Origin of the sequence: Agrobacterium salinitolerans (assembly GCF_002008225.1) — a bacterium.
GTDB lineage: Bacteria > Pseudomonadota > Alphaproteobacteria > Rhizobiales > Rhizobiaceae > Agrobacterium > Agrobacterium salinitolerans.
The window spans coordinates 24,504-39,306 of record NZ_MRDH01000009.1; the positions used below are offsets into that span (position 1 = coordinate 24,504).

12 protein-coding genes and 2 pseudogenes are annotated in these 14,803 nt (G+C 60.4%); 2 read left to right on the top strand and 12 right to left on the bottom strand.

What is annotated here, in order from left to right; translation table 11 throughout:
* Nucleotides 1-115: 115 nt before the first annotated feature.
* Nucleotides 116-412: a PRC-barrel domain-containing protein gene (locus tag BS627_RS10310; protein WP_003522015.1), complete on the top strand. Its 297-nt coding sequence runs from the start codon at nt 116-118 to the stop codon at nt 410-412.
* A gap of 94 nt (nt 413-506) precedes the next feature.
* Here BS627_RS10310 and BS627_RS10315 read toward each other — a convergent pair.
* The 9 genes and pseudogenes from BS627_RS10315 to BS627_RS10355 form a co-directional block, all read right to left on the bottom strand.
* Nucleotides 507-1,297: pseudogene (locus BS627_RS10315) on the bottom strand (SDR family oxidoreductase).
* Nucleotides 1,298-1,356: 59 nt separating this feature from the next.
* Nucleotides 1,357-2,967, bottom strand: coding sequence for an FGGY-family carbohydrate kinase (locus BS627_RS10320; protein WP_077983135.1), 1,611 nt, complete (start codon nt 2,965-2,967; stop codon nt 1,357-1,359).
* An 88-nt stretch (nt 2,968-3,055) separates the two neighbouring features.
* Nucleotides 3,056-3,787, bottom strand: coding sequence for an SDR family oxidoreductase (locus BS627_RS10325; RefSeq protein WP_077983136.1), 732 nt, complete (start codon nt 3,785-3,787; stop codon nt 3,056-3,058).
* Nucleotides 3,788-3,826: 39 nt separating this feature from the next.
* Complete coding sequence (locus BS627_RS10330) at nt 3,827-4,804, bottom strand: ABC transporter permease (protein ID WP_077983137.1); 978 nt, start codon at nt 4,802-4,804, stop codon at nt 3,827-3,829.
* Nucleotides 4,794-6,296 carry a sugar ABC transporter ATP-binding protein gene (locus tag BS627_RS10335; RefSeq protein ID WP_077983138.1) on the bottom strand — a complete coding sequence of 501 codons (1,503 nt, stop codon included), beginning with the start codon at nt 6,294-6,296 and terminating at the stop codon, nt 4,794-4,796. The genes BS627_RS10330 and BS627_RS10335 overlap by 11 nt, the downstream gene beginning before the upstream one ends.
* Before the next feature lie 69 nt (nt 6,297-6,365).
* Nucleotides 6,366-7,277: an ABC transporter substrate-binding protein gene (locus BS627_RS10340; RefSeq protein ID WP_077983139.1), complete on the bottom strand. Its 912-nt coding sequence runs from the start codon at nt 7,275-7,277 to the stop codon at nt 6,366-6,368.
* A gap of 97 nt (nt 7,278-7,374) precedes the next feature.
* Nucleotides 7,375-8,259, bottom strand: a complete 885-nt coding sequence (locus BS627_RS10345; RefSeq protein ID WP_077983140.1) for an AraC family transcriptional regulator — start codon at nt 8,257-8,259, stop codon at nt 7,375-7,377.
* 369 nt (nt 8,260-8,628) lie between these two features.
* Nucleotides 8,629-9,681, bottom strand: coding sequence for an NAD(P)-dependent alcohol dehydrogenase (locus BS627_RS10350; RefSeq protein ID WP_077983141.1), 1,053 nt, complete (start codon nt 9,679-9,681; stop codon nt 8,629-8,631).
* A 246-nt stretch (nt 9,682-9,927) separates the two neighbouring features.
* Nucleotides 9,928-10,521: a TetR/AcrR family transcriptional regulator gene (locus BS627_RS10355; RefSeq protein WP_162520527.1), complete on the bottom strand. Its 594-nt coding sequence runs from the start codon at nt 10,519-10,521 to the stop codon at nt 9,928-9,930.
* Between the two features lie 121 nt (nt 10,522-10,642).
* On the opposite strand from BS627_RS10355, the gene BS627_RS10360 reads away from it, so the two are divergent.
* Nucleotides 10,643-11,872: an MFS transporter gene (locus tag BS627_RS10360; protein ID WP_077983143.1), complete on the top strand. Its 1,230-nt coding sequence runs from the start codon at nt 10,643-10,645 to the stop codon at nt 11,870-11,872.
* Nucleotides 11,873-11,948: 76 nt separating this feature from the next.
* Here the strand turns inward: BS627_RS10360 and purU are convergent.
* The 3 genes and pseudogenes from purU to BS627_RS10375 all read right to left on the bottom strand — a co-directional run bounded on the left by purU (nt 11,949) and on the right by BS627_RS10375 (nt 14,792).
* Nucleotides 11,949-12,832, bottom strand: a pseudogene (gene purU / locus BS627_RS10365) (formyltetrahydrofolate deformylase).
* A 121-nt stretch (nt 12,833-12,953) separates the two neighbouring features.
* The gene (glyA, locus tag BS627_RS10370; protein ID WP_077983144.1) at nt 12,954-14,222 is read right to left on the bottom strand and encodes a serine hydroxymethyltransferase; all 1,269 of its coding nucleotides are present in this window, start codon (nt 14,220-14,222) and stop codon (nt 12,954-12,956) included.
* Nucleotides 14,223-14,237: 15 nt separating this feature from the next.
* The gene (locus tag BS627_RS10375) at nt 14,238-14,792 is read right to left on the bottom strand and encodes a sarcosine oxidase subunit gamma (protein ID WP_165691216.1); all 555 of its coding nucleotides are present in this window, start codon (nt 14,790-14,792) and stop codon (nt 14,238-14,240) included.
* Between the last annotated feature and the right edge of the window lie 11 nt (nt 14,793-14,803).

The following is a 14,803-nucleotide window of genomic DNA, read 5'->3' on the forward strand; positions in this document are numbered from 1 at the left end:
TGTACCGATGAGAAATCACCAGACCTCACCGACTGACGCCGGCCAGCGCCATTCGATGGAACGGTTTTGCGTTGGAGGAGTTTGTTTTCTGCAAACCACGACAGGAGCAAGAACAATGGATCACACCAATCACGTCCGCCTGGTTGAAACCGAATTGACGCCGTCCGTTCTTGAAGGTGCCACCGTTTATGGTGCAGACGATCACAAGGTCGGCAAGGTCGATCATGTTCACGGCGTCGGGGCAGGCAGCACCGCCATCATCGATGTCGGCGGCTTTCTTGGTATCGGCGCAAAGCCCGTCGCAGTACCGCTTAGCGATCTTGATTTCATGCGGGATGAGGACGGCGATGTCCACGCGGTCACGTCATGGACCAAGGACCAGCTGAAGGACATGCCAGAACATCGTCATTAATAGCATTGTCATTCATTAAGAGGAGCGCCCGGCGGTTTGTCGGGCGTTCTTTTATTGTCGGGCAGGCGTTTGCGCGTCAGACTTCCCGCGCACATCAAACAGCGAGGAAACCGCCGTCAACAGGCAATACGGCGCCGGAAATCATCTTGCTGTCATCGGAAAGCAACAGCGCGATGCTCTGCGCCACCTCTTCTGCTTCCGCAAAGCGGTTGAGCGGATGACGAACCATCATCGGCTGGCTCTTTGCGGGGTCGTTCCAGGCTTCCGCTGCGAGTTCAGTCAGCGTAATTGTTGGGGCGACGGCGTTGACGCGAATACCGTGGGGGCCGAGCTCCTTGGCGAGAACGCGCGTTGCGCCCTCTAGACCTGCCTTGGAGGCCGCATAACACAGGTGATCCTGAAAACCGCGATGACCGGCGATTGAGGTGATGTTGACGATGGCGCCGCCGCCGCCATTTGCGATGCGGGCGCGGGCAAATTCCTGGCAGGTGACGAGGGCCGCACGCAAGTTAATGCCCAGCACGGCTTCATAACCCGCATCGCTCATGTTGAGCACGCTTTCCAGCACGTTGATGCCGGCGCTGTTGATGAGGAAATCGCAGGGGCCAGCCTCCGCCATCGCAGCGCGGGTGGCGGCGACATCGGCAAGATCAACGCGGATCGCACGTCCGCCGATTTCGCTTTTCAGGCTGTCGAGATCGGACTGCGTGCGGCTGATCGCCACCACGTCCGCACCGCGGGCGGCCATCAGTTGCGCGCAGGCACGGCCGATGCCTTTNTGATCGCCACCACGTCCGCACCGCGGGCGGCCATCAGTTGCGCGCAGGCACGGCCGATGCCTTTTCCTGCGCCGGTGATGATGACGGATTTTCCGGAAAACTGCATGGAATCCTCTTTATTTCTTGCGGCCATGACGGCCGGATGATGTGAGTTCTTGGAGCCGCTCAGGAATGACTGGAGGCGCGAATGGCGCGGGCAGCGCTCTGGAGCGCCAGGAACGAGTCGTAACGCACCTGATGAACCTTTTGAAAATCAGGATCGGGCGTTGCGCAGCTTACAATCCGCGACATCGCCGGCATGGCGGCAATGAGGTCGGGATAGGTTCCGGCGGCAACGGCGCCCAGCATGGCCGAGCCGAGAAGCACCGGCTCTTCGCATTCGGTCAGTTCAACGGGAAGCCCCGTCGCATCGGCCAGCAACTGCCGGGCAAGCGGATGAGCGCCTGCCCCGCCGCTGACGCTGATGGTTTCCACCGGCGCGCCGCTGCGGGCCTGCGTTTCGATGATCTGGCGAAGCCCGTAACCGAGGCCGAGAAGACCCGCCACATAAAGCGCCACAAGGGAATCCACGCCCGTCTCCATGCCGTAACCGGCGATGACGGCGCGGGCATGGGGATCGGCAAACGGCGCGCGGTTGCCGAGAAATTCCGGCACCACGTGAAAATCCTCGGTGATCTTTGCAGCAGCGGAAGCGGATGCGGCAAGATTGAGCGCCCGGTCAGCGAGCCATACCGGCAAGGCTTTGCCTTCCTTGTCGGCAAGCGCCTTCGCCTCTGCATAGGCCGGGTGCAGTTGCACGAGATAATCGATGGCTGCGCCGGCAGCGGACTGGCCGCCTTCATTGAGCCAGGCGCCAGGAACCATGGCCGAATAATAGGGTCCCCAGACGCCGGGCACGAAGGCGGGTTCGGTGGTGGTCGTCATCGTGCAGGACGAAGTGCCGAAAACATAACCGAGGCATCGCGACGCATCGCCGCCCGCAGCCACCGTGCCGACGCCGCCGGCATGGGCGTCGATCAGACCTGCCGCAACGGCTGTGCCCGCAACCAGACCCATGGCTTTTGCAGCGTCTTCCGTCAAACCGTTACCCAGCGCCGTGCCGGGATGGACGACGCTTTCACCGACGCGGCGAAAGCCCTGCTCCGCCAGATCGCCAAGGCCGATCTTGGTGAAATATTCCGCATCCCAGCGGTTTTCGTGGGCGAGATAGGTCCACTTGCAAGTTACCGTGCAGGCGGAGCGATCAAGCGCGCCCGACGCCTTCCATGTCAGAAAGTCCGTGAGGTCGAAAAAATGCTCGGCCCGGGCATAGATGTCGGGCCTGTTTTCGCTGAGCCACAGCAGTTTCGGCGTCTGCATTTCCGGGGAAATACGGCCGCCGACATATTTCAGCACAGCATGTTCGCCGGCATTGATACGCTCCGCCTGTTCGACGGCGCGGTGATCCATCCAGACGATGATATCGCGCTCGGGATGATCGGGTGCGCCCACCGGCGGGGTCTCATCTTCCGGTCCACGCACCACCAGCGAGCAGGTGGCATCGAAACCGATGCCGGCGACCTCGGCCGGATCGATACCGGCGCGGGAAACACTTTCCCGGACGCTGTCGCAAACGGCCTGCCATACTTCGTCACTCGATTGTTCGGCAATGCCGCCATCCTCGCGATGCATGCCGATCGGGCGTTTGGCGGTGGCGAGAAGCTTGCCCGCGACATCAAAGACACCGGCCCGCGCCGAGCCGGTCCCGACATCGACGCCAACAAGATAGGAAGCCATTTGCGATACTCCTCGGAGCGGATCATCCGGTGCTTGAACAGGTTAAAGCGGCGGAACCGTTCCGGTTCTTCCGCCGCTTCAGAGATTATTAAACGCGGTCGAAGTTGGTCGGCAAGACCAGCATATCGCGGATGGTGACGGTACGTTTGCGCGTCAGCATATAAACGACGGCATCAGCCACTTCGCTCGCATCGATAAGGCTGCCGGATTCCTTGGCCTTGCGAAGATTTTCCTCCGGCCAGTCCGCGAGAAGTGCGGAAACGACCGGGCCGGGAGAGACCTGCGCGACGCGCACGCCGTGCGGGATCATCTGGCGGCGCATGCCCTGCACGAAGCTGGTGATTGCCCATTTCGAGCCAGAATAGACCGGCTCCCAGTAGGTCGGGAAATGACCGGCAATCGAGCAGGTGACGACGATATCGCCAGTCTTGCGCTCCGACATATGCGGCACGACGGCATGAACATTCTTCATGACCGCGTTGACGTTGAGATTCAGCATCTTGTCGATGGCTTCGGGCGTCGTTTCGGTGAGATCGCCGCCGATATAGGTGCCGGCGTTGCAATAGAGAATATCGATATGATCGACGTTCTTGAGGATCTCAGGGATCATCGCGTTGCAGCTGTCGGCGTCCAGCAGGTTCGTCACCTGCGGGATGGCGCGCTCGCCGAGCTTGGCGGCCAGATCATCCAAGGCTTTCTCGTTCCAGTCGACCATGACCACGGTTGCGCCCTGTTCCAACAGCGCTTCGGTGGTGGCAAGCCCGATGCCGGATGCGGCGCCGGTGATGACCGCGATCTTGCCTTGCAGCGATTCAGACATTTAATTCTCCTGCGTTTATGAAGATATTTCCGGGCCGGCTCAGCGCCATTCGCGCCCGATATAGATGGCCAGCAGAATGATGCCGCCCTTGATGACATCCTGCAGATAGGGGTTGATGCCCATCAGGTTGAGGCCGTTATTGAGAATGCCGAGCAGCACCGCGCCGATGAGCGTGCCGAGGATGAGGCCCCTGCCGCCGGCAATCGCCGTGCCGCCGAGAACGACGGCCGCGATGGCGTCCAGTTCGAAGCCGACACCGGCATTGGGCTGACCGCTCATCAGGCGGCCGGTGAGGATGAGGGCGGCAAAAGCGGCCGTCACACCGGAGATGCCATAGACGGCAAGCTTGACGCGCTGGGTCTTAACGCCCGAGAGGCGGGCCGCCAGTTCGTTACCACCGAGCGCGTAAACGTGGCGACCGAACGCCGTGCGCTGTAACAGCACCCATGCCACCGCATAAATCACCACCATGATGATGACGGGCACCGGAACGACGCCGATACGGCCGACGCCGAACCAGGAAATCCAGCTCGGAATGCCGCTGACAGGGTAACCGCCGGAATAGATGAGGCCGAGACCGCGGGCCATGCCCATGGTGGCGAGCGTGACGATGATGGCGGGCATTCTGCCCCAGGCGACGAGCGCCCCGTTGAAGACGCCGATGCCGAGACCGATAAACAGGCCGGCAGGCAGCGCAATTGCGGGCGAGAGGCCGGTGTTCACCATCAGGCCAGCGGACAGTGTTCCGACAAGCGCCATGACCGCGCCGACCGAAAGGTCGATGCCGCCGGTGAGGATGACGAAGGTCATGCCGACGGCGAGAATGCCGACGACGGAAACCTGCCGCAGCACGTTCATGATGTTGTTAACGCTGAAGAAATTGTCGCTCGCGAGCCCCATGAGGATGGAGACGACAATCAGGCCTGCCAGCGGCAGGGCGAGCGGCGAACGCAGCATGGCGCCAAGACTGAAGCCGCCCGTTTTCGCGGCGGTGCCGGTGTTTGCATCAAGCGACATGTTCAACTCTCCCGGTGGTGGCGTTTGTCATTATTGTTTCTGAATTGATGTCTGCGCCTTCGACGGTGGCGACGATGCCGCCGGAACGGAAGACGCAGACCCGGTCGGACATGCCGATCACTTCCGGCAGCTCCGAGGAGATCATGATGATCGAATGGCCCCTGGCGGCAAATTCGCGCATCAGCGAATAGATTTCTGCCTTTGCGCCGACATCGATGCCGCGTGTCGGCTCGTCGAAGATCAAGACGCGCATGTCATGGTTCAGCCAGCGGGCAATCACGATCTTCTGCTGGTTGCCGCCGGACAGCGTGTCGACGCGGGCGTACGGCCCCTGCGCCTTGACCTGCACCTGCGCCATCGCTTTTGTCGTATGCTCCAGTTCCTTTTTGAGATCGAGGAACCAGTGAGCCTTGCGGTACTTGCGATAGTTGTTCAGCGAAATATTCTGGAGGATGGAGAAGCTGGTAATCAGCCCCTCTTCCTTGCGGCTTTCTGGCAGCAGGCCGATGCCGCGCATCAGCGCCTCATCAGGGCCGGAAAAGCGCGTGTCCACACCGTCGACCTTGATCTTGCGGCGCGAGGCGGAATGTGCCCCGAGCATGGCGAGAACGGTTTCCGTGCGGCCCGAGCCAACGAGCCCGGCAAAGCCGAGGATCTCACCCTTGCGCAGAGCAAAGCGCGAGACAGGACCGCCCTTCTTCAATTGCAGCTCTTCGACTTCGATCACCTTTGCGGCGGCGGGATCAAGTTGCGGCTTGGGCGGAAAGCTGGCTTCGATGCGCCGACCGACCATCATCTCCACCAGGCGGTCATTGTCGACTTCCGAGGTCAGGCAGGAACCGATCAATTCGCCGTCGCGCAGAACGGTAATGCGGTCGCAGATCTCGAATATTTCCTCGAGGTGGTGCGAAATGAAGATGATCGCCACACCCTGACGCCGCAGCTCGCGCATGACCGTGAATAGATGCTCCGTCTCGGAAGGCGTCAGTGTGGCGGTCGGCTCGTCGAGCACGAGAATGCGGGCATCGAGCGACAGTGCCTTGGCGATCTCGACAAATTGTTGCTGGGCAACGGAGAGGCGATGCACCGGCACGTCAAGCGGTACATCAACCGCCAGCCGGCTCATGATCTCCGCGGCGCGCTTGCGCATCGCGCCCTTGTTCAAAAGGCGCAGCGGCCCGCGGATTTCGCGGGCAAGAAACATGTTTTCCACGGCGTTGAGATAGGGGATCAGGCTGAATTCCTGAAAAACGATGCCGACACCGGCGGCAATCGCCTCATCATAATTGGCGAAGCGGCGATCCTTGCCATCAATGCGGATCGTCCCTTCCGAGGGCTGCAGAATGCCGCACAGGATTTTCATCAGCGTCGACTTGCCTGCGCCGTTTTCGCCCAGAAGCGCATGCACCTCGCCGGCGCGCGCCTCAAGGTCGACGCCACGCAGGACTTCGATCTTGCCAAAGCTTTTTCTTATTCCATTCAGTTCCAGCATTTCACCCTCCTCAATGGTCGGGACTGCCCCGCCCCCGCATGAAGCGGGGACGGGACGTGGGAGGCGTTCTTACCAGCTGAACTCGCCGGCGTTCTTGCTGTCGACGACCATGACGTCGATCGGTACTTCCTTCGGCACAACGCGAGCACCCCACTTCTGGGCGAGCGCCATGGCAAGGCCGACACGGACCTGGTCACGCGGGAACTGCGCGGTGGTTTCGATGAAAGGACCACCGTCTGCAATTGCCTTCACCGCTTCCGGGGCACCGTCGACCGAGGTCAGCTTGATGTCCTTGCCGGAACCCTGGATAGCAGCCAACGCTCCCATGGCACCGCCGTCATTCACCGAGAAGATGCCGGCGAGGTTCGGGCGCGACTGGATCATGTTTTCGACGACGCCGAGAGCAACGGAGCGGTCCTGACGGCCGTTCTGCGTGTCGACGAGCTTGATCTCGGGGAATTCCGCGAGAGCAGCCTTGCAGCCTTCGACGCGCTGCAGGATCGGAACGACCGGGATACCGTCGAGGATGGCAACCTCACCCTTGCCGTTCAACGACGTACCGAGATATTTGCACGACTGATAGCCAGCATCACGGTTCTTGGAACCGACGAAGGTATCGACCGGGCCGTTGGCGTTGGCGTCGACAGCAACAACGATCACGCCGGCAGCCTTGGCAGCGTGTACGGCAGCTTCGATGCCGGCGCTGTCGGTGGGGTTCAGGAGCAGGATATCGATCTTCTGCTGAAGCATGTCTTCAACGTCGGAAATCTGCTTTGCCACATCGTGGCCGGCGTCGGTGACCACGACGTCAGCGCCGATACTGGCGGCAGCTTCCTTCAAGGCTTCCTGCATCGATACGAAATAGGGATTGTTCAGTTCCTGGAAGGTCATGCCGATCTTCAGCTTTTCCTGCGCCAGCGCCGGAGCGGCCATCATTGCAATTGCGGCTGTCGCCATCAGAAACTTGGATTTCATTTTCATCTCACTCTTCCTCCCGTTTGGAAAGTTGGGGCAACAGGTGCCCGTTTCCGGACAGACCTCTGCCCGAATTCTTAGAAATCGGCGATGTGTCGCTGGTTTACTCCGCCATCACAGCTGCCTTCTGGGCCGCAAAAATGGTTCGGAACCTCGACGGCGACATTCCCTTCAATTTCAGGAAATGCCGGTTGAAATTGGAAAGGTTGGAAAAGCCCACATCGTAGCAGACCTCCGCCACTTTCACGTCCTGATCCGCCAGCAGCATCTGGCAGGCAAGATCGATGCGCAACTGATTGCGATAGCGCACCAGCGTCGTTCCCGTATGGCGCTTGAAGGCGCGGGAAAAGGCGCTTGGGCTCTGGCCCACCATATCGGCGAGATCGATTTCCTCAACCTGTTCCGTCAGATGTTCGCGCAGATGCGAGAGTGCACGGTTGATGCCGCTATCGCCTATACCGGTCAGATCGAGCTCGTAACTCAGGCTCGCCAGCACTTCTGAAGACGGCGCATTGACCAGGAGATCGAGAATTTCCCAGAAGAGCGCCAGACGGGTCAGGCCCTGCGCCTCGATAAGCCTAAGGATGAGCGGACGAACGCGGTCGCTCGTCTCGTCGTCAAACAGGATACCGCGACGGCTGCGATCAAGGAGGCCGCGCACGACCTCCATTTCCGACATGGAGGCGCAGGCATCTTCGATAAAGCTCTCCGGAAACTGGATCACGAGAGAGCGTGTCGGCACGATTTCGTCCGGCTCGATCTCGCTGATCCAGTTCTGGGGGAGATTGGGGCCGGTCATGATGAGCTGACCGGGGCCGAAGCGGCCGACGAAGTCACCAATGTAAAAGGTGCCTGACGTCGCGACGACCAGATGAATTTCGTATTCGGGATGATAGTGCCAGCGCACGGTACGGAACGGATAGCCATGCCGCCAGGCAGCGAAAGATTCGCCCTTGCGGATGTGCACCAGTTCCAGATCGGGCTGCATCATAGTTCCTCCCATCCTTACGTCCGCCGTATTCACGGAGCGGGCCATTCCTCTTTATGGCTCGTCCAAGGCGTTGATGAGAGCATATGGCGTGCGGCATCTCTGCATCCACATCACGCCGAAGAAATTGCCGATACTTTTTTGACTCTTTTTTGTCGAGAATTGAAGAGTCGTCTGAAAGGGCTGATTATAAACGCGGCGGGCGTGGCGATTTTTCCGCTCAATTTGGCGTGATGCGCCCAGACAATGCGCAGCCGAAGACGATTTCAGGTGAAATTTTGACGTGTGGCCTGCCGGATGCCGGCAGGCCACACTCATACTTTTCCGCAACGTCCCTGCCGCTCAATCATCAGCGGCAGGCTTCAGTCGTTATTGCGGCATGACGATCTGCAATTTCACATCCGTTTCCCGTGCTTCGACCGCGCGGTCGAAACCGGCGATACTGTCTTCGAAGGGAATGGTCGCGGAAATCAACGGCTTCAGGTCAACCTTGCCGGAGGCGATGAGCGCAACGGCCCGGTCATAAACATTGGCGTAACGGAAGACCGTTTCGACCCGCAGTTCCTTGGCCTGCAGGCCGACAATATCGACCGGAACCGGATCGACGGGCATGCCAACAAGCACGATGGCACCGCCCGGCCGCGCCAGCTTCGCCATGCCAAGCACGGCGGGTGCAGCACCCGAGCATTCGAAGACGATATCACAACCCCAGCCATCCGTGGCGGCCGAAACCGCTTCGGCAAGGTTGCGCTCGCGGATGTTGACGGTCTCGATGCCGTCATAGGCGGCGATGATATCGAGCTTCGGCTGAGCGAGATCGGCAACGATGACCTTGGAACAACCGCCGGCCAATGCTGCCAGGGCAACCATCATGCCGATCGGGCCGGCGCCCGTGACAACGGCGATATCACCGGGCTGAATGCGCGCCCGCAGTGCCGCCTGCATGCCGATTGCGAAAGGTTCGACCATCGCGCCTTCGGCGAAGGACACATTGTCCGGCAGCTTGTAGGTGAAGGCTGCGGGGTGAACGACTTCCGGCGTCAGGCAACCATGGATCGGCGGCGTCGCCCAGAAGCGGACAGCCGGATCGACATTGTAGATGCCGAGCTTGGAGGCGCGTGATGTGGGATCGGGAATGCCGGGCTCCATGCAGACGCGATCACCCGCCTTCAGATGGGTGACATCGGAACCGGTTTCGATCACCGTCCCGGAAGCCTCGTGGCCGAGGACCATGGGCTCGTTGACGACGAAATGACCGATCTTGCCATGGGTATAATAATGGACGTCCGAGCCGCAGATGCCAACCGTATGGGTGCGGATGCGCACATCCTTCGGTCCGAGCTCACCTGAACCCGCTCCACCGGGAATATCAAAATCCCTGAGCGAGAGCTTGCCCTTTTCTTCCAGCACCAGTGCCTTCATCTCATCCTCCGTGGTTTTGCGATACGCCTGGCAGCGAATTCAGCAAGCGTGATGGCGTGCAATTTCGGCAAAAGTAAACAGAAATCGGCTGGATCGGACGGTTTTTCTTTGCGTCGGAAAAACTGTATCGAGATGTCTCGAGTTTCTCATCATCCGCCGCCGGAACAGGCCGTCGGACGCGTTCAACAAGCCTCCGATTCGCTGGAGCAATCGACACCCGCGAGACCAAACGATAGCCCGGATCGATCAACCTTTCCTGATCCGTAGTCCTTCCAGAAAGGCCCGGAAACTCTCAACCGCCCGCTTCGAGGTGGCTTCGGGATCGTCGGAATTGGCGATCCATTGGGCGGCGCTGCTGCTTGCTGCATTGATGAAGCGGGCGCATGCCTCCGGATCAATGTCACCGATGGTGCCTTCCTCCCGGAGCGCCTCCAGACTTCGGGCGACAGCGGAAATACAGCCATTGGCATTTGGCCAGCGCGATGGATCACCCAGCACCGCCGGTCCGTCGCGAAACATGATCCGCTGGATTTCCGGTTCGAGAGCCATGCGCACATAACCGAGATTCTCCTCGACAAAACCCTCCCACCGGGAATCGGCCCTCGAAGAAATATCACAAAGCCTTGCGGTCATTTCCGCATCGATTTCGGCCACAACGGCCGAAAGCAGGCCTTTTTTATCGCCGAAATGATGGTAGAGCGCGCCACGGGTGAGACCGGCTTCGGCGGTGAAGTCGTCCATAGACGCTTCAGCATAACCGATGCTGCCAAAGGCCTTGCGGCCCGTAGCCAGAAGCTTCGCCCGCGTCTCGGCAATCATTTCACTGCGAGGTTTGCGCATTTCTTCTCCATTTTTCTCATACGTCGCGTATATTAGTTGACATACGCGCCGTATGCAATTATCTCATTAACATACGCCACGTATATATGTGGTGGACACCCTTCGAACAAGGTGCATCCCGATGTCTAATCCATACAGAGAAATTTTCCGGGCTCCAGGCGCAAAAGGCTTTTCCGCCGCCGGCTTCTTCGCCCGCCTCCCCATTGCCATGGCCCCGATCGGCATCGTCGCCATGCTTTCCCAGACCCATGGCGAATATTGGCTGGCCGGCTCCGTCTCGGCAACCTTCGCATTGACCAATGCCGCCCTCTCCCCGCAAATTTCCCGGCTGGTGGACCGCAAAGGGCAGAGCAAGGTCCTCATCCCCGCCACCATCGTCTCGGTCATCGCCTTTGCGGTACTGATTATTGCGACAAATCAGAAATGGCCTGCCTGGACGCTGTTCCTTTCCGCCTTCCTCGCCGCCGCCATGCCAAGCATTCCCGCCATGATGCGCGCCCGCTGGACGGAAATCTTCCGCGACCGGCCTGAACTGAACACCGCCTTCGCCTTTGAATCCGCCGCAGATGAACTCGTCTACATCTCCGGCGCCTCGCTTTCCGTTGGACTTGCGGTTTCGCTCTTTCCGGAAGCGGGCATGATGATCAGCACCACCTTCCTGGCGTTTGGCACCTTTGCTTTCCTTCTGCAACGCTCGACCGAGCCCAAGGTGCGGCCGGTTGAAAGCGGCCGCCGGCAGCGTTCGGCTATCTTCCTGCGGCCGGTCCAGATCATCACGCTTGCCCTGATCTTCGTCGGCTCGACTTTCGCCACGGCCGAGGTGAGCGCCGTCGCAATCACCAAGGCGCTTGGTCAACCGGAAGCCGCCAGCCTCGTCATCGGCGTTTACGCAATCGGCTCCTTCGTGGTCGGCCTCATCCTTGGCGCGCTCAATCCCAAAATGCCCCTGCAACGACAATTGCTGATTGCCGTCAGCGTGCTTGCGCTCACCGCCCTGCCGCTGCTTGTCGCCAACACCTCCGTTGCGCTTCTCGCTTTTGCCGTTTTCCTCAGCGGCGTTGCAATCTCGCCGATCTTCATCACCTCATTCGGCCTGATCGAGCGCCGCGTGCCGGAATCGATGCTGACGGAAGGTGTAACCTGGGTGATGACCGGCATCGGTATCGGCATGGCGCTCGGCGCCTTCGTCTCCGGCTGGGTGATCGATAATTTCGGCCCGGATAACGGTTTCTGGGTGTCCGTCGCCGCCAGCCTTTCGACCGTCGTCATCATTGGGCTCGGCCAGCGCGCCCTTTCCGGAAATCGCGAACGATCCGGCCCTGCGGCCGCAATGCAGCAACCTGCGGAGTAAGAACAGAGGATCTAGGTCATCCCGGGCGAAAAGCCGCTCGGGATAGACCTGAATTGCATGGGCTGGGGCTCTGCGCTCAGCCCATGCGCTCGGACACATGTTCTCCGGGGGACGCGGGAAAAACGACAGTTCGGTTTCCGTTCAGAAAGACCCGGTGATGAATATGGGCGTGGATGGCCCGCGCAAGAACCTGGCTTTCCACATCCCGGCCAAGGCTGACATAATCCATCGCGCTCTGGGCATGGGTCACGCGGATCGTATCCTGCTCGATGATCGGCCCTTCATCAAGATCGGCAGTGACGTAGTGGGCGGTCGCGCCGATCAGCCTCACGCCACGCTCATAGGCCTGCTTGTAAGGGTTGGCACCCTTGAAAGACGGCAGGAAGGAATGGTGGATATTGATGATACGGCCGGACATTTCCTGACACAGCCGGTCCGACAGGACCTGCATGTAACGCGCCAGCACCACAAGCTCCGCTCCGGTATCCCGCACCACCTGCAAGATCGCGGCTTCCGCCTCGGGCTTCGTTTCCGGCGTGACACGAATGTGGTGAAAGGGAATATCCTCGTTCACCACCTGCTTCTGGTAATCCAGATGATTGGAAATCACCGCGACGATCTCGACCGGCAGCGCACCGATGCGGGAGCGATAGAGCAGATCGTTGAGGCAATGGCCGAAACGCGAGACCATGATCACGACTTTCGTCTTTCGCGAGAGGTCGTGAATGTCATAATCCATATCGAAATCGGCCGCGATGGGACCGAAGCCGTCGAGCAGCCCATCGCGTCCCGATCCCTGTTCGGAAACGAACTCAACCGCATGAAGAAGCGGTCCGTCTCCTGGTCGGTGAATTGCGAACTGTCATTGATGTTGCAGCCGGACCGGGCGAGGTAACCGGATACGGCGGCGACGATGCCACGGCGCGCCGGGCACGCGACTGTCATGATATAGGTTGTCAAATTCTGCTCCCTGGGTCTTTGCCGCACGGACGGATCGCCTACGCTTTCCCGCCGATTGCCGATGAACCGCCGGCCATGGTCAGGACGGCGATTGAGACTTGCCGAAGCCCGGCGAGGCGGCTTACGAACCGTAGATCGGAAAGGCCTCGCAAAGTGCAGCAACCTCTGCCCGCACCTCGGCCTCGATTGCGGCGTCACCCTCGGCATTTTTGGACAGGGCATCGATGACACGCAGGATCAGCGCACCGATCTGTTCGAATTCGGCGATACCAAAGCCGCGTGTGGTGCCGGCGGAGCTGCCGAGCCGGATACCGGAGGTGACGAAGGGCTTCTCCGGATCGTTGGGAATGGCGTTCTTGTTGCAGGTGAGACCCGCCCGCTCCAGCGCGATTTCGGCAACCTTTCCGGTAACGCCCTTCGGGCGCAGATCGACCAGCACCATATGGCTGTCGGTTCCGCCAGAGACGATCCCCAGCCCACCATCGGTCAGTACCTTCGCCAGCGCCTGTGCGTTGGCGATGACCTGACGGGCGTAATCGGAAAATTCCGGGCGCAGTGCCTCGCCGAAAGCCACGGCCTTGGCGGCGATGACATGCATCAGCGGGCCACCCTGATTGCCGGGGAAGACCGCCGAATTCAGCTTCTTGGCGAGATCGGCATCGTTGGTGAGGATCACGCCGCCGCGTGGGCCGCGCAACGTCTTGTGGGTGGTGGAGGTGACGACATGGGCGTGCGGCACGGGGTTCGGATATTTGCCGCCAGCGATCAGACCGGCATAATGGGCCATATCGACCATAAGGTAGGCGCCGACTTCGTCGGCTATTTTACGGAAGCCGGCAAAATCGATCTGGCGTGGATAGGCAGATGCGCCCGCCACGATCAGCTTCGGCCTCGTTTCCAACGCTCGCGCGCGCACCTTCTCCATGTCGATCAGGTGCGTCTCGGCATCGACCTCATAAGAAACGACATCGAACCACTTGCCAGACATCGTCACCGGCGAACCGTGGGTCAGATGACCGCCATGGGCGAGCGACATGCCCATGATCCGGTCGCCCGGCTGCAGCAACGCCAGGAACACCGCCTGATTGGCCTGCGCGCCGGAATGCGGCTGCACATTGGCGAATTCCGCGCCGAAGAGTTGCTTCAACCGGTCGATGGCGACCTGTTCGACCTTGTCGACGAATTCGCAGCCGCCGTAATAACGCTTGCCGGGGTAACCCTCGGCATATTTGTTGGTCAGCACCGAGCCTTGCGCCGCCAGAACATCGGCGGAGACGATGTTTTCCGAAGCGATCAGCTCGATCTGCGTCTTCTGGCGATCGAGTTCCTCGGCGATGGCGTCGGCGATCACCGTGTCCGAAACGGTATTATGTGACAGTCGGTTGAGCATTTTTTCTCCTCCAGATCAGGCGATGTCCGCCGCAAGTTCCTTGCAGCCGGTTTCAAGCAGATGGCCAAGATGCGATACGAAACTGTTCCAGATATCCATACGGAAACGGTTTTCCGCATCGCGCCAGAGCACCACGCTGACGCCGTCAAAAATCGTCCGGCGTCCCTCGCCCACCGCAATGGTGTCGATGTCGCGGGCGCAGCCCAGCGTCAGCAACTCGGCGGCCTGCGCACCTTCGATCAGCAGCGTCACTTCCCGTCCGGAAATATCGACGAGACTATGCGGATGGCTGGCGTAAACGCCTGCGCAGGCGGCAATCAGCCCGTCAACCGCGCTGACAGGTGCAAGCACGGTCCATTCGTCGGGGCCGAGGCGCAGAACCTCAATCTCGCCCGAAGCGGCGCGGAGGCCGATCCGGTCGGGCAAGGTCAGGCCAAGGGCGGCGTTGAGCGGGGCGAGATCGCCGCGCGCGCGCAGCGACAGCCGCGCCTGCGCGGCCAGAACGCTGACCCGGGCAGCTTTGCTCTCGGCCAGCGTGCCGGGAACAGGGGAGGAAACGCGCATATTCATTGTCATCTCCA

Bases quoted from the DNA above. Each gene is read 5' to 3' on its own strand.
- BS627_RS10310 (WP_003522015.1), top strand. From the start codon at position 116: ATGGATCACACCAATCACGTCCGCCTGGTTGAAACCGAATTGACGCCG.
- BS627_RS10320 (WP_077983135.1), bottom strand. From the start codon at position 2,967: ATGGCTTCCTATCTTGTTGGCGTCGATGTCGGGACCGGCTCGGCGCGG.
- BS627_RS10325 (WP_077983136.1), bottom strand. From the start codon at position 3,787: ATGTCTGAATCGCTGCAAGGCAAGATCGCGGTCATCACCGGCGCCGCA.
- BS627_RS10330 (WP_077983137.1), bottom strand. From the start codon at position 4,804: ATGTCGCTTGATGCAAACACCGGCACCGCCGCGAAAACGGGCGGCTTC.
- BS627_RS10335 (WP_077983138.1), bottom strand. From the start codon at position 6,296: ATGCTGGAACTGAATGGAATAAGAAAAAGCTTTGGCAAGATCGAAGTC.
- BS627_RS10340 (WP_077983139.1), bottom strand. From the start codon at position 7,277: ATGAAAATGAAATCCAAGTTTCTGATGGCGACAGCCGCAATTGCAATG.
- BS627_RS10345 (WP_077983140.1), bottom strand. From the start codon at position 8,259: ATGCAGCCCGATCTGGAACTGGTGCACATCCGCAAGGGCGAATCTTTC.
- BS627_RS10350 (WP_077983141.1), bottom strand. From the start codon at position 9,681: ATGAAGGCACTGGTGCTGGAAGAAAAGGGCAAGCTCTCGCTCAGGGAT.
- BS627_RS10355 (WP_162520527.1), bottom strand. From the start codon at position 10,521: ATGCGCAAACCTCGCAGTGAAATGATTGCCGAGACGCGGGCGAAGCTT.
- BS627_RS10360 (WP_077983143.1), top strand. From the start codon at position 10,643: ATGTCTAATCCATACAGAGAAATTTTCCGGGCTCCAGGCGCAAAAGGC.
- glyA (WP_077983144.1), bottom strand. From the start codon at position 14,222: ATGCTCAACCGACTGTCACATAATACCGTTTCGGACACGGTGATCGCC.
- BS627_RS10375 (WP_165691216.1), bottom strand. From the start codon at position 14,792: ATGAATATGCGCGTTTCCTCCCCTGTTCCCGGCACGCTGGCCGAGAGC.